This window comes from Bacillus weihaiensis (assembly GCF_001889165.1).
GTDB classification, from domain to species: Bacteria; Bacillota; Bacilli; order Bacillales; family Bacillaceae; genus Metabacillus; species Metabacillus weihaiensis.
The window spans coordinates 1,880,190-1,893,757 of record NZ_CP016020.1 but is presented as its reverse complement, the minus strand read 5'-3'; the positions used below and the strand labels follow the sequence as shown (position 1 = coordinate 1,893,757).

Below are 13,568 nucleotides of genomic sequence, written 5' to 3'. Positions count from 1 at the left end.
TTCCCTCCTCTCTGTACAAATTTACTCTTTGTTAGTTCTCTTGTTTTTATCCATTTATTTTCATATTAAAAAGAGAGTATAATCCCACTCATGTAGTTGCCATACTAAGAATGGTGATCATGATGTTTTGTCGAAAAAACGAAGAATTACAAGCATTTGTATACGAGGCAAAAAAAGTAACGAAAGATGGAAATGTAGCAGACTATATTCCTGCACTAGGGAGAGCTAATGTCGAAGATTTATCAATTGCCATATCCTATCCTGACGGTCATTGTGTTTTCGCAGGAGACATTATTGAAAAAATGACGCTTCAAAGTATCTCTAAAATTATTAGCTTAGCAATGGTTCTAATTGAAAACGGTCCTGATGCTGTTTTTGAAAAGGTTGGAATGGAACCCACAGGAGATCCTTTCAACTCCATCGCTAGATTAGAGTCCATGGTACCTTCCAAACCACTGAATCCGATGATTAATGCTGGTGCATTAGTCGTGACCCATTTAATAAGTGGAGAATCTGTAGCAGCTAGGTTAGAAAAACTCCTTAAGTTTATTCGAAAAATGGCTAATAACTCTGCCATTTCCTTCAATGAAGAAGTGGCAAAATCTGAATACGACACCGCTGATTTAAATCGCTCCCTCTGTTATTTCTTAAAGCAGCATCACTTAATTGATGAAAATATTGATGATTTAATTGATTTATACACAAAGCAATGTGCTATTGAACTAAACTGCCTTGATTTAGCAAGAATAGGCTTAGTTTTCGCTATGAATGGTGTTGATCCTATAACTGGTGAGGAACGAATGCCCCCTTCTATCGCTAAAATCTGTAAAACCTTCATGGTCACTTGTGGTATGTATAACGCATCAGGAGAATTCGCCATTAAAATTGGCATCCCTGCTAAAAGTGGTGTATCTGGAGGAATTATGGCGGCAGTACCAGGTAAATTCGGCATTGGTATTTATGGTCCTTCTCTTGATAAAAAAGGGAATAGCATCGCAGGTATTGCTCTTTTAGAACACCTATCCAAAAAATATCAATTGAGTATGTTTTAAGGAAGCTGGGACAGAAGTGCCTGGCACCTTATCGTAACGACTATATGTACGCACTGATTTATCTAGTGCACACAATAGTTTGTATCGGAGGGTGCCTGGTTCTTTGTTTTGTCCCAGCCTCTTCTTTGTCTTTTAGATTGAATGAGTGAATACTTAATAATCATCCCCCCCTCCTTGTCTCTTTACTAGCCTCTGAATGTAAATTCATCGTAAATAATTTTAAAGAATTGTAAATTTAAAGAGATTAAACAGGTAATTCCATTTTTCAAATGGAATATCCATATAATACAAAAATAGATGATTCCTCTATTATCCGCGTTCATACTAACACGAATTCTAAATTTCTTCAGGAAAGCTAGGTTGATTTATGCTATATGGACTTTTATTAAATTTACTCTTCATTTTAGTAGGTATTTTCCTACAACACTTATGGGCTGAAAAAACTGGTAATGATCATAGTAAAATAGTCATTACTGTCGTGACAGCAGTAACGATTATCCTTTGTATACTGTTACAATTAGATCACTCTTTTATACAGGATTTAAAATTCATTCCATTTATCATTGGTAGTTTGTACGGAGGCATCTTTGTTTCTATTCTATTATTTATCATTATGTTACTTGTCTATCTTTTCGTTTACGGTCTCACTTCTACTTTCATTCCTTTTTTTCTTATCTTTGGAAGTGTCGGACTTGCTTGTGGCCTACTTTCACCTAGATTTTTTAAATGGACAATGACAAAAAAACTTCAAGCCATGGTAGCTTTCGCATGTCTTGTTCCTTTATTCATGTTCTTTTTCATGAATGATCATCAGATAGATTCATATCATACTGTTTTTCTGTTAATCACACCTGTTATTGCAATGATTATCGTTGGATATATTATGGAAGCTATGAGAGAAACAGTTTCTCTACGACAGCAAATTATTAAAGCAGAGAAATCAGAGGTTGTTAGTCAGCTAGCTGCTAGTGTTTCACATGAAGTGCGAAATCCATTAACTGTTACTAAGGGCTTTCTTCAGCTTGTATTGGAGAGTGAAGATCTTCCGCTTGAAAAAAGGAAAGAGTATATCCGATTGGCGCTTGAGGAACTTGATACCGCTTCAAATATTATTAATGATTATCTTACCTTTGCAAAGCCTGCCCCAGCCTACTGGGAACTATTAGATATCGGCATTCATTTAAAACATATTGAAGATATCATATCAACTTATGCGCATATGAATTCTGTTAGGATCGAATCAGAGCTCGTATCATGCGTCATTCAAGGAAATAAACAACAATTCCATCAATGCTTTTTAAATATTACGAAAAACTGTATTGAGGCAATGCCGGATGGAGGAGTCTTAACTATTTACACTTCTATTTTTCAAAAACATGTATTGATTCAGATTTCTGACACAGGTATTGGTATGACGAAAGAGCAGTTGAATCGTATTGGCGAGCCTTATTTTTCAACGAAGGAAAAAGGAACTGGTCTTGGAATGATGGTCGTATATAGTATTATTAAAGCGATGAAAGGAACGATTGCCATTTCAAGTAATCTTGGTCAAGGTACAACATTTACGATTAGAATACCGATTGCGGTTCCGAGGTAGTCCTTACTTAAGTGTAAATCAAGTCGTTTAATCCTTCTATGAAGAGCTAGCTCGAATAGAAGCTTCTCTTGATGGATGAATATTACAATGCATATAAAAAAAAGACCTTTATTTAATAGCGAAAAACGACTAACACTTAGATTAGTCGTTTTTTCTTATTTAGCTTATTTCCAGTTCAATATACTATTAATTTGAAGAACTTTGCTTTTCCGCAATTAAATCTTCTAATCTTTCTTTTTGAGAGACTAAATCTTCAACGCTTGGTTCCGCTTTATTAGGAGTAAAGCTTAGCTGCGGAGCACCCTGTTGAATTAAGTTTTGTAATTGACCACTGTTTTGTTCATACAAACGGTATCCTACCGCCCCAACTACTGTTCCAGATACAAATCCCATTAAAAAATCTTTGTTAAAAGTCATGATTATTTTCCCCCTATATTAGTAGAAATATTTATAGATAAAGAAGCTGAGAGCTTCTTCTCATATCATTAAAAACTTCAATTAAATTTACGACCCACGTTACCATAGCTACTTGTAATATATTTTGAGCCCCTAGGGACAACATTGAAATAATACCTGTAATTACATCAGGATGACTTAGTTTATTTTCACCATGAGATAGGACCGTATATGAAGTTGAAATCACGACTAAATAATCAAAAGCATCTGGTCGATGCTTCACATTATTTCTAAGAAAAGCAGCCAGTAATAACGATCCTGAAATAAAGGATCTAATTAAGTCCTTCCTCAATTCCTCCCTACCTGGAAGTAATGTATGGATATCAGCCTGCGCTTGTTGAAAAAAAAGACTAATATATCTTAATACATGCTTATGATTCAATTCAGTTTGATTATAGTGAATAATCATTCCTTGTATGATCGGTTCAATTCTTACGTTCTCTATCCCCTTAATTGATTCAAACATCTCTTCAATAGCTGAATACTCGCTTGTGTTCGCTAATGCCGGGACTGTTAGTCTTATTCTTCCTGGTATTAAGTGAATGATTTTGTATTTGAAATACATTCATTCTTCCTCCCGTTACAATTAATTTTGCGCTATTCAAGACGACGCCAATCGTTGCGGCATTATGAATGGCTGCACCTGTAATAGGCTGAATCCTTCCAAAAGTGCCTAACGCGATAGCTGCTGTATTAATGATGAGAGTTGCTAGAACATTTTGCTTGATCGTATTCATTGTTTGTTGAGATAGTCTAACAACATCGGAGAGTAGTAAAGGATTATCTGAATGAATCACAACATCTGCTGTTTCAATTGCAATATCCGTCTTTTTCGCACCTAACGTAACACCAATGTCCGCATACGCAAGGGCAGGTGCATCATTAATTCCGTCTCCAACCATCATGATTGTTCGATCTTTTTCTTTCTTTAGGAATCGTACAAAGCTTGCTTTTTCTTGTGGCATTGCTTCAGCAATATATTCATCTATTGAAGTACGATTTGCTATATTTTTCGCTGATTGCTTATAATCTCCTGTAAGCATAATAACTTCGTCAATCCCGTGTCGGCGCATTTGATTCATACAACGATTCATCCCTTGCCGTACCTGGTCTTCAATCTCGATAATGCCAATTAATTGCTCTTCTTTCGCAACATATACTCCTGTTGTTTCAGTTGTATCAATTGTAATTTCATTGTCTTCCATAAAGCTTCGACTTCCGACAATTACCTTTTCCTTCTGCACTAGAACGGAAATGCCTTTACCAATAATATTTTCAAGGGTTTCATCGTCGTGTTCTGGAATGTCAATTGCTCTAGATTTTGCCTCTAAGGTAATTGCCTCAGCAATTGGATGAGAAGAATGTTCTTCTGCTGAAGCTGCTAGCCCTAATATTTCCTGTTCAGAATAGCCATTAAATGTTTGAATATTTGTAACGATTGGTCTTCCCTCAGTAATCGTACCCGTTTTATCAAAAATAACCGTATTTACCTTAGCTAATGTTTCAAGGGTTTGCCCGCCTTTAATGAGTACCCCCTTTCTTGCAGCTTTACCAATTGAAGCTGAGATAGCTGTAGCAGTTGATAGCTTCACGCCACACACATAATCAATGACTAGCATGTTCAATACACGATTCCAATCTTTTGTAACGATGAATATTAATGCTGCCATGGCAAATGAGATAGGTACGACCTTTCGAGTAAATCGATCAGACATCATTTGAATAGGTGCTTGTTTGTCTTGGGCTTCTTCAATAAGTTTAATCATTCGATTGACGGCTAAGTCTTCACCAATCTTATCAACCTCAATGACAATTTTCCCTTCTGTGATGATGCTTCCTGCATACACATAATGACCACTTATTACATGAGCTGGTTGGTATTCCCCAGTAATAGAAGACTGGTCAACCTGTGCTGAATAAGATAATACGGTCCCATCAAATGGAATTTTCTCTCCCTGAAATGCTATAATTTTATCGCCAATTCTTACTTGATTTGTAGGCACTTTCACTTCATGACCCTCTTCGGTCATTAACCAGGCAAACGGTGTATCAATTTCCATCATTTCTTTCACATAACCACGAGTTCGGTTCATTGTGTATTCTGTTAAAATTTCACTTATTGTGGACATAAAATAGATAACTAGTGCTGATTGAGGACTACCCTTTAGTAGCGATGCAATAAGAGCAGCTGTAGTCAAAGTTTCAGGATTTGGATTAAATATAGAAGACAACCCTGTTCTAATTGTTTTCCTTGAAGCGATTAAAACAGCAATTGATGATGGTGTAATTAGCTTTAACATTGTTGTCGGTGATGTTGATAGTAATAACTTTTCAAGTAGAAGTGTAGCTAAAACAAACCCAACTTCTTTAGCCTGCTTCTTGATTTCATTGAATCCTTCTTTATCCTTTAATCCCGACGACAACGCAACTTCTTCTCTACGATTAAATAAAGATTGTAAATAAGCAAGACTCATAGATTGTAATTGACTGGAGCTATGATACACTAAAGCATTTTGTGTAATCTGTGAATATGTTGCCGAAGTAATTCCCGGAATAGATCTTAATCTTGCTTCAATTTCATTTGGATTATAAGGACATTGATTAATTTTTATTCTTGTTCTGCCAGGTATTGAATGAATAACTTTACAAACATTCCTCATAGGATAATCCCTTCATATTTTCTTCTTAATGCTTAATTCCACGAAACGTATTACACCTTTTTATATGGATATTGTGTTAAATCTTGAAGTATTCTTCAACTTATATTCTTTAGCATGAAGGTCTATAAACTTGTTTGTTTACTTCCTTAACAAGCATTGATTCTGTATCCACCTACCTCTTTTTAGAAAATTCAATTACAGAAGTCCTTTTTAACAATCAACAATATGAAAAAAAATGCACCATTTCCTTTTAGCAATATTTTTAACAATCACTTTTTCTTTGTAATAATTGTGTATGCCCAGTAAAGTAAACTACTCGAAAAAGCTGGTTGTGCAGGAAATTTCAAGATCCCATTTATCATTAATACGACAGAAAGTAAGGAATCTATATCAACTTTTCCACCTGTTTGTTTTTTCATCGTAACATCTATTGTTTGAATGACATTTTTGAGAATATTCATTAAATCAGCCTGCAATTCAGGATAAGAGGCTACAGAGACTTGTACAGCACTTTTTACAATATTGTCAAATTGTTCTGGAGTAAGTTTTTGTGTGGCAAAAGTTAATAATAAACTCCCTGTAATAGGCGATGCCCTTACATCCGTTACAAGTGGTATAGTCTTAAATGCTTTCTCTAAATTTGTTGCAGTATAATTGTTCTTCCAGCGATCACATTGTAACCGTACTCTACCAGGTAACGCATGTAATACTTGTACCTTTTCATTTTGAATTCCTGCCATAAGCTTTGGCGCTAGAAATGAAGCACCAAAGGTTAAGATCGATTGAATCATAACAAAAACCCCTTGTTCTTACGCATACTTTTCAATTGTTCTAAGCCATCGTTCTAGAGTCGATCGATTATTCATCTCCTCTTTATTAAAAAGAATAAGAACTGATCCCGTTTCTTTTGTAAATTCTATAGAATAGATATCTGGATCTTTTCTTAATTCATCTAACATAGTTATAACGCTTTCAGATTTTTCTTCCCATTCTGAAAAACCAAGACGAATTCTTCCAGGTAAATAATGTTTAACTATTATTTCATATTTTTTAAGTAGTTTTTCAATTTTAGTATGTACAAGTGTATTTTTAATTTTAGTTAACAACCCATCATCACCCATAAATATTATATTTTTACTAATATTAACCATATATGGGTTTTGTGTCAATATTTTACAAAGGAAATAGTTTATTTTTACTAGTTTTGAGTAGTGGACCATATACTCATGAAAAAAAGTTGACTATCTTTGTCAACACTGAACCCTTTAAATATCGATATTGCTCCATGTTTGTATCTAAAAAAGCTTCTTCCCTAGAGGAAGGATTATCACGGTAGTCAATTGGTTCACGGAATTGAGACTTGGTTAAATCAATACGATCACCATTTATGTATAGGTAAAAATGCCAACCGTCATTTGTCCATGTTTTCACAATATCACCTCCGTATAAATCATGTAAAACTAGTGATGTAACACCACATTGTCCATTAGCTGGATTCTCTTTTGTCCATTTTGAACTAGAATCTATTGACCAACAATTTTTGAAAATTTGTTCTAATATGTTCACATCAATCATCCACTATCCCTCTCAATCTTAATCTAAAGCAGGTTAGATCTCTTTGAAATATAAGACCGTTGCATCTAAATCTCCATTAGCAGATTTCGCATAGTTTGGTATTTTTCCTGCAATGATATAGCCTAATGATTGGTATAAATCATTAGATGAATCACCATCTCTCGTATCCAAAACAATTAATTTTTTCTCATTCTGTTTTGCACCTTCTTCTGCTCTCGCCATAAGCTTTCTTGCAATTCCCATTCTTCTATAGCTAGGGTGGGTCATAAGTTTTGCAATTTCTACTCGATGTCTTCCATTAGGCTTCGTACAAAATTGTAGCTGAACGGTTCCAACAATCGTTTCCTCATGCAATGCGATATATAGTTTTACCTCTTCTTGTATGACATTTTCCCAATACTTTACAGCCTCATCACTTGATAGTGGAGGTAAGAACCCAAGGGACGCTCCTTCATTAACTACAAGACACAATAATTGAGATAATCCTACTAACTGTTCGTTTACATCAGCTTTGTTTATTTCATATATAGAAATCATACGTTCACCCTACTTTACATGTAATTAACACCACCTATATTTTACATTATTTTCAAAAAGGTTGGCGATATTATTCTAGTAAAATAAAGCGTAAAAAAAGCTATCGTAGCTTGGTACGTATTTTTAAAAATAGCACAAGGCAAATATCGAAAAATACCCAGCTATAGGTTGTAAAAAACAGAACGATCGTTAACCATCCCATAAGGCTAATTGCACTAAAGCTCATTGCTCCTAAAATTGGAACTTGAAAAAGGCTAAGAAGGAACATGACTCCCGATAACAAGCATCCTGATGAACATAACACGATAAATAACCTTCTTTTCAGCCATTTCACTCCTAGTGCATAGCAGATTCCAAGCAAGCCAGTTGTAAAAGGAAAAGTAAATAATTCAGTTGGTTGAATGATCACTAATAATAGAAAAGATAAAAAGTATGTATAAAAGACGGATGATAATGATATAAGTGACGCGACTAAAATAGGAAGTGCGGCAAATGGACCAATAAATAGACCGAATAATGGGATAAAGTTTCCGCAAAGTTGTAACAAACAAGACAAACCTGCAAATAAAGCTACATATGGTGCCTGATGACCATAAATTGTATAGCTTGGTATAATAATAGGTGCAAGCCAGTAGTTGGTTAGGCGGTTCTCACGTTTACACAACTTTTTTCACCTCTTTCCAAATTGCATAGTTCCTTCAACACACTCTCTATACTATGTAGATATTTTCCTTCGGTAATCCATTTCCTCATCGTTTTGAATGATCAAATAACATATGTATATTCATTAACATATGGCTATAAATGTAAAATGTGATAACTAGCTTTTATGGGTCTTTTTATAGATAACATCAAAAAATATAAAAAATGAACAAATGCAAAAGGGCGCCTTGATCCGCCTCACAATTTAGAATAAAAGGTGTACGTTACCATCCATTCTAAATGGTTTATGTCTTTGAAGGGCTAGGAGCTAAAGTTGGATGTTGAGGCTTTTATCCACAATCGATGCATTTATTGTTTCTTACCAATAAAAAACACCACCCTCTATGTATGTAAGAAAAGGGTGGTGCTTGAAATTAAACATTAATTATCACTATTCTTTACTGGTGTAACAACGGCATATAATTTTTCCGTACAATCGGAGACATTCCATTCAATTACCTTTAATCCAGATGTGGTGCTTTTAAGATTCTCGCCGTTTAGTTCTTTCATACTGATTACATTCATTTCTATTAACTCCCTTTCAAGGATATTCTCACACAGAAGTTAATTTATTCACATATCGCAAGAGTGTTACCATTATTTACTAACTTTCTTAAGAAATGATTAATCTCACTAGAATACAACGTAAAATTAGGCGCTCATTCTACTCAACAATTTAACTGAGGGAACAGAGAAAGTCAAAGGTACTTGGCTTTCTCTGCTTGTAACTCTTTTTACTTACCGAAGTTCATGTTATCTAAAAATTTAACTAAACCTTTTGGAACCTTGTTATTTAATACTGTGTGCACAATCATTTCTTCCATTTCTTGATCAATTGGCTTTGGAGAAACCTTTGAAAGCTTATTCACTATCCTTCTAACTCCATCTTCATCTTGAATCTTAGACTTATTAATTGATTGTGTTACTTCCATGATTTCACTTAAATCTAAGCCTGTCTTCTTTTCCATTTTTCGAAGCATTTTAGGATTTAACATCTATCTCCCTCCTTTCATAAGAAACTAAAACTATCTTATGGAGAAACTATATACCATGTATCGTCATCTATCTTCTAGTTTAGTGAAAAATCCACTTTTCCCCTATTAATAAGAAGCTTTTATTTGTATGAGGCGGAGAAAGAATATTTACTTTCTTTAAGACTGTGTTACTGCTTAATCTTGAAATGATGCTTTTACTTGGTCAAGGAGTTAGATTGGATTTGGTCTTAGCGGTAATCGGCATCGATAAAGGAGAAGAAACCGGGTAGGTAGGTTTGATCGTGTAAATATTTGAGAAAGCGGTATTTTACCTGTTACAAAGAAAACAACAGAAAAGATGCCACTAGACAGTTTATAGGGCATCTTTTCTTTATTTTACTAAAAAGCAACAAAGTTTTTGAAAACAGTCTTAATAAAGTACCTTACTTGCAAGTACTGGATTTCAAGCAGATTTACTTTGATTCGTTTTCTAAATCGCTCTCATTCTCTACCGGTACCTCTGTTATTTCTCCCTGCATATATGCATCTGATACTTGTTCATGACTTGTAGCCATTCCTGAAGAAACTGTATTAGTTTTCTGATAATCCTCTACACGATATGTTTTTCCAGCTAGCTCTTGTTCTTGCTTTTGATTAGTTGGTTCGTTTTTTGACATGTTCAACGCTCCTTTTATGTAGGTAGTTTTGGTTACTTCTTTTTTGATATATCATGATTTGGTGCTGTTTTATTGCCTGTAGTGGTTTCATAACCAACATTATACGTTGCTTCATCTTGTTGTTTTAGTGAATCAGGCATTTGATATTGCTCTAGATCTTGTTGGAATTGATTGTTTTTGTTCTCATTCACACTATTGACCTCCTTATTTGCAGTCCTATTTATTGTTTCCTACATATAGAGAAAAAATGTATGACTAAAACAGGACAGATCATCAACGACCTGCCCTGTTTTGATATTGTTTACTATATTAGTATCCTACGTACGCTGCACCAACAATGATTAAAAGAATAAATAGTACAACGATTAACGCGAAACCACTTCCGTAACCTGCGCCCATTTCAATACACCACCTTTTCAAAAGGATACTATATCGTATGTTTGTAGCTTAGAAATGGAATAGTTAAACGGCTTATTTTTTCGAATGATTTTGTTTACATTTATTAGGAATAACAGAAGTTTAAGTGGAAAATTCAGTGGTAGTTTATCGTGAACTTCAATAAAAATTACATGATTTAAAGTAGTCGACAAGCTTCTAAGTTTATAAAAATTGACTACTCTTTATCATATTCTTCATCGTCTCTAACATCCTCTACAGCTCTTTTCCCCCAGAATAATCCCCAAGGGTCCCTTCTTTCATGGCGATCGTCTTTTTCCCTTCTTTCCTCAATAACCTTAACTTCTTTTGCATGAATAACTAACGTATCAACTTTTATAACTTTTTCATTGTTAGACATTTTTCTCACTCCTTTCTCGTTTAAATCGTTACATTGTATTCAAACTGGTAATTGAGGGTTTGGGCTACACCAGATTTTCTTGATAGATCCAAGCGTAAAGATAAACGAATTTTCCTAACAGGCAGACTTTTAATGATTAGGAATGACAGACACCTACTCGATATCTTTCGTGTAGAAACAAATAATTAGGCTTTTTTAATGAATAAAGAGGGATTCCTTCCCCTTATTGGTTTCCATTTTCCTCTTTTTCTTTCGTTCTTTTTATTGTTTTCTGCATTTTTTTACAGTTATGTGCAACGCAAAGAAGCCCCCATTCAATCGTATTTTTTTGGAGGCCACGAATTGAAAAGCGTCTGAACTGCTGATTATGTTTTATTTGTCCAAATACACTTTCTACATCACATGTTCGTTGGCTATATAATTTTCGTCCTTCTTCACTCTGAAGACGTTCACGAATCTTTTTTCGTATTTTTCTGTCGCTTTTCTCCAAACAAATGTATATTGATTTGCATTTGCTTCTATCTTAGTCCCATCAACAAAATAGTGCCCCAGCTTTACCAATCCTTTTTCACGTAGTAACTCTACAATTGAAAAGAAGACTTGATAGATAATGTCTTTCATACGATCAGATCGAAACCGATTGATCGTTCGAAAATCAGGAGTTTGACTACCCGATTTTTTTGTTGTTTAATTATTCTTTAAAAAGACTGTTTTCGTAGGGGTTTTGCTTCTATGAATACAATTTTAGATCGATAGTGGAATGGAGCGTAAGACACTTGACTCCTGCGGGAAGTGAGGAAAGGCTGAGACCCCACAGCCGCAGCGAGGAGGCTCAGCTTCCTCCCCGCGGAAAGCAAGTGACTGGAGCGCAATGGAACGTCCCGGTTTTTACGTTAACTGAATTAAAAAGATAAAAGTATGAAAAGAGGCTAACCCAAGGTCTAAAATCTAGACTTTTGAGTCACCCTCTTTTTGAAAAATCATATTTTTCCTATTAGAACAGCTTAAGTTATTTTTCCTCCTTTTTTTGAATGGTACTGATTACTTCGTATTCTTTCTCTAGTAATCTTGGAAGACGAATAAATAGTGGCATTAATTCACGGTAGGCTAACGTAGCTTCATGGTTAGGCTGGTGCGTGTGAATAGAACCCACCATCTCTTGAACGTCACTTAATGATTCAATATCACCGATCCCATACATTCCTAACACGATTGCCCCTAAGCATGAGCTTTCAAAGCTTTCAGGTATAACAACTTCTTGGTCAAATATATCTGCAAGCATTTGCCTCCAGAAAATAGAGCGAGCAAAACCACCCGTTGCTTGAATACGTGTTGGCGTTCCTATTAATTCTTCTAAAGCAAGTAACACACTATATAAATTCATCATAATACCTTCAAGAACGGCTCGTATCATATGCTCTTTTTTATGATGCATACCTAATCCAAAGAAGCTTCCACGCGCATTAGCATTCCATAGAGGAGCACGTTCTCCCGCTAAATAGGGATGAAACAGAAGACCATTCGAGCCTGGAGCGACAGTACTTGCAATCTCTGTTAATACATCATATGGATCCTTTCCGAGACGTTTTGCCGTTTCAACTTCTGAACTCGCAAATTCATCACGAAGCCAGCGGAATATCATTCCTCCATTGTTAACAGGACCACCTATAACCCAATGCTTATCTGTTAAGGCATAACAAAAAATTCTTCCTTTTGGATCTGTTATAGGACGATCTGTCACAGCTCTAATGGCCCCACTTGTCCCAATTGTTAGCGCAACAACACCTGGTTCAATGGCATTCACACCTAAATTCGATAATACACCATCACTCGCACCTACAATAAACGGTGTCTCAACTAAAAGCCCTAATTCCATAGCGTATGTTTTAGGTAACCCTGTTACTATTTCCGTTGTGGGAACAGGAGTTGAAAGCTGCTCTTTCGTTACACCAGCTACACGTAAAGCTTCCATATCCCACTCTAATTTTCCAAGGTGAAACATACCTGTCGCAGATGCAATGGAATAATCAACAACGTATTGACCGAATAAGTGATAAAAAATATATTCTTTTATTGAAATAAACTTGTGCTCAGACTTGAATAATTCTGGTTGTTCAGCCTTTAGCCATGCCAGCTTAACAAGAGGCGACATTGGATGAATTGGTGTACCTGTACGCAAATAAATAGAGTGCCCATCATGTTTTTTTAGAATCTCGTCTACATAATCACTACTTCGATTATCAGCCCATGTAATGGATCGTGTTAAAGGCTTACCTTCTCCATCAACAACGATCACACTATGCATCGCAGAGCTAAAGGAAACGAATTTTATATCATGTCCAGAAATAGAAGCCTCAAGTATGCTATTTTTTATTGCAGTAAGGACTGCTTGGAAAATTTCATCCGGATCTTGTTCTGCCGTTGCTGGTGTTGGAGTATGTAATGGATATTCAACACCATATCGACTTAGAGCTTCTCCTTTTTGATTAAATACAACCGCTTTCGTACTTGTTGTGCCGATATCTACACCAATCATATAGTT

18 protein-coding genes and 1 pseudogene are annotated in these 13,568 nt (G+C 35.3%); 2 read left to right on the top strand and 17 right to left on the bottom strand.

Annotated features, from left to right (window positions below):
- The first annotated feature begins 122 nt into the window (after positions 1 to 122).
- Both glsA and A9C19_RS09140 read left to right on the top strand, forming a co-directional pair.
- Positions 123 to 1,052: a glutaminase A gene (gene glsA / locus A9C19_RS09145; protein ID WP_072579661.1), complete on the top strand. Its 930-nt coding sequence runs from the start codon at positions 123 to 125 to the stop codon at positions 1,050 to 1,052.
- A 367-nt stretch (positions 1,053 to 1,419) separates the two neighbouring features.
- A complete protein-coding gene (locus tag A9C19_RS09140) occupies positions 1,420 to 2,649 on the top strand; it encodes an ATP-binding protein (RefSeq protein ID WP_072579660.1) in 1,230 nt (409 codons plus the stop codon).
- 186 nt (positions 2,650 to 2,835) lie between these two features.
- On the opposite strand, the gene A9C19_RS09135 is transcribed toward A9C19_RS09140, so the two are convergent.
- From A9C19_RS09135 to gntK, 17 genes and pseudogenes are all read right to left on the bottom strand, one after another.
- Positions 2,836 to 3,066 (bottom strand): hypothetical protein, encoded by a 231-nt coding sequence (locus tag A9C19_RS09135; RefSeq protein WP_072579659.1) that lies wholly within the window; start codon positions 3,064 to 3,066, stop codon positions 2,836 to 2,838.
- Between the two features lie 31 nt (positions 3,067 to 3,097).
- Positions 3,098 to 3,670 (bottom strand): HMA2 domain-containing protein, encoded by a 573-nt coding sequence (locus A9C19_RS09130; protein ID WP_072579658.1) that lies wholly within the window; start codon positions 3,668 to 3,670, stop codon positions 3,098 to 3,100.
- Entirely contained in the window at positions 3,576 to 5,765 is a 2,190-nt protein-coding gene (locus tag A9C19_RS09125; RefSeq protein WP_072579657.1) for a heavy metal translocating P-type ATPase, read from the bottom strand. The genes A9C19_RS09130 and A9C19_RS09125 overlap by 95 nt, the downstream gene beginning before the upstream one ends.
- Positions 5,766 to 6,034: 269 nt before the next feature.
- Positions 6,035 to 6,556 carry an HMA2 domain-containing protein gene (locus A9C19_RS09120; protein WP_072579656.1) on the bottom strand — a complete coding sequence of 174 codons (522 nt, stop codon included), beginning with the start codon at positions 6,554 to 6,556 and terminating at the stop codon, positions 6,035 to 6,037.
- Positions 6,557 to 6,574: 18 nt separating this feature from the next.
- Positions 6,575 to 6,871 (bottom strand): HMA2 domain-containing protein, encoded by a 297-nt coding sequence (locus A9C19_RS09115; RefSeq protein WP_072579655.1) that lies wholly within the window; start codon positions 6,869 to 6,871, stop codon positions 6,575 to 6,577.
- Between the two features lie 118 nt (positions 6,872 to 6,989).
- Complete coding sequence (locus tag A9C19_RS09110; RefSeq protein WP_072579654.1) at positions 6,990 to 7,340, bottom strand: YunG family protein; 351 nt, start codon at positions 7,338 to 7,340, stop codon at positions 6,990 to 6,992.
- 33 nt (positions 7,341 to 7,373) lie between these two features.
- Positions 7,374 to 7,877 carry a GNAT family N-acetyltransferase gene (locus A9C19_RS09105; protein ID WP_072579653.1) on the bottom strand — a complete coding sequence of 168 codons (504 nt, stop codon included), beginning with the start codon at positions 7,875 to 7,877 and terminating at the stop codon, positions 7,374 to 7,376.
- 100 nt (positions 7,878 to 7,977) lie between these two features.
- The gene (locus A9C19_RS09100; protein ID WP_072579652.1) at positions 7,978 to 8,541 is read right to left on the bottom strand and encodes a hypothetical protein; all 564 of its coding nucleotides are present in this window, start codon (positions 8,539 to 8,541) and stop codon (positions 7,978 to 7,980) included.
- Positions 8,542 to 8,960: 419 nt separating this feature from the next.
- Positions 8,961 to 9,104 carry a hypothetical protein gene (locus A9C19_RS21750; RefSeq protein ID WP_158515077.1) on the bottom strand — a complete coding sequence of 48 codons (144 nt, stop codon included), beginning with the start codon at positions 9,102 to 9,104 and terminating at the stop codon, positions 8,961 to 8,963.
- 209 nt (positions 9,105 to 9,313) lie between these two features.
- Positions 9,314 to 9,574, bottom strand: coding sequence for a stage VI sporulation protein F (locus A9C19_RS09095; protein ID WP_072579651.1), 261 nt, complete (start codon positions 9,572 to 9,574; stop codon positions 9,314 to 9,316).
- 452 nt (positions 9,575 to 10,026) lie between these two features.
- A complete protein-coding gene (locus tag A9C19_RS09090) occupies positions 10,027 to 10,230 on the bottom strand; it encodes a YozQ family protein (RefSeq protein ID WP_072579650.1) in 204 nt (67 codons plus the stop codon).
- 32 nt (positions 10,231 to 10,262) lie between these two features.
- Entirely contained in the window at positions 10,263 to 10,421 is a 159-nt protein-coding gene (locus A9C19_RS21745; protein ID WP_158515076.1) for a hypothetical protein, read from the bottom strand.
- 118 nt (positions 10,422 to 10,539) lie between these two features.
- Positions 10,540 to 10,629, bottom strand: a complete 90-nt coding sequence (locus A9C19_RS09085; protein ID WP_072579649.1) for a YjcZ family sporulation protein — start codon at positions 10,627 to 10,629, stop codon at positions 10,540 to 10,542.
- Between the two features lie 214 nt (positions 10,630 to 10,843).
- A complete protein-coding gene (locus A9C19_RS09080) occupies positions 10,844 to 11,026 on the bottom strand; it encodes a hypothetical protein (protein ID WP_072579648.1) in 183 nt (60 codons plus the stop codon).
- A 223-nt stretch (positions 11,027 to 11,249) separates the two neighbouring features.
- Positions 11,250 to 11,516, bottom strand: a complete 267-nt coding sequence (locus tag A9C19_RS22730; protein ID WP_072579074.1) for a transposase — start codon at positions 11,514 to 11,516, stop codon at positions 11,250 to 11,252.
- A pseudogene (locus tag A9C19_RS21335) lies at positions 11,483 to 11,701 on the bottom strand (transposase); the annotation flags it as partial. The gene A9C19_RS22730 and the pseudogene A9C19_RS21335, both read right to left, overlap by 34 nt.
- A gap of 334 nt (positions 11,702 to 12,035) precedes the next feature.
- A complete protein-coding gene (gntK, locus tag A9C19_RS09070) occupies positions 12,036 to 13,562 on the bottom strand; it encodes a gluconokinase (protein WP_072581817.1) in 1,527 nt (508 codons plus the stop codon).
- Positions 13,563 to 13,568 lie beyond the last annotated feature (6 nt).

Coding starts and splice junctions, on each gene's coding strand:
- A9C19_RS09120 (WP_072579656.1), bottom strand. CDS start 6,556: ATGATTCAATCGATCTTAACCTTTGGTGCTTCATTTCTAGCGCCAAAG.
- gntK (WP_072581817.1), bottom strand. CDS start 13,562: ATGATTGGTGTAGATATCGGCACAACAAGTACGAAAGCGGTTGTATTT.
- glsA (WP_072579661.1), top strand. CDS start 123: ATGTTTTGTCGAAAAAACGAAGAATTACAAGCATTTGTATACGAGGCA.
- A9C19_RS09090 (WP_072579650.1), bottom strand. CDS start 10,230: ATGTCAAAAAACGAACCAACTAATCAAAAGCAAGAACAAGAGCTAGCT.
- A9C19_RS09130 (WP_072579658.1), bottom strand. CDS start 3,670: ATGTATTTCAAATACAAAATCATTCACTTAATACCAGGAAGAATAAGA.
- A9C19_RS09085 (WP_072579649.1), bottom strand. CDS start 10,629: ATGGGCGCAGGTTACGGAAGTGGTTTCGCGTTAATCGTTGTACTATTT.
- A9C19_RS09125 (WP_072579657.1), bottom strand. CDS start 5,765: ATGAGGAATGTTTGTAAAGTTATTCATTCAATACCTGGCAGAACAAGA.
- A9C19_RS09135 (WP_072579659.1), bottom strand. CDS start 3,066: ATGACTTTTAACAAAGATTTTTTAATGGGATTTGTATCTGGAACAGTA.
- A9C19_RS21750 (WP_158515077.1), bottom strand. CDS start 9,104: ATGAATGTAATCAGTATGAAAGAACTAAACGGCGAGAATCTTAAAAGC.
- A9C19_RS09080 (WP_072579648.1), bottom strand. CDS start 11,026: ATGTCTAACAATGAAAAAGTTATAAAAGTTGATACGTTAGTTATTCAT.
- A9C19_RS09110 (WP_072579654.1), bottom strand. CDS start 7,340: ATGATTGATGTGAACATATTAGAACAAATTTTCAAAAATTGTTGGTCA.
- A9C19_RS09095 (WP_072579651.1), bottom strand. CDS start 9,574: ATGTTAAATCCTAAAATGCTTCGAAAAATGGAAAAGAAGACAGGCTTA.
- A9C19_RS09140 (WP_072579660.1), top strand. CDS start 1,420: ATGCTATATGGACTTTTATTAAATTTACTCTTCATTTTAGTAGGTATT.
- A9C19_RS09105 (WP_072579653.1), bottom strand. CDS start 7,877: ATGATTTCTATATATGAAATAAACAAAGCTGATGTAAACGAACAGTTA.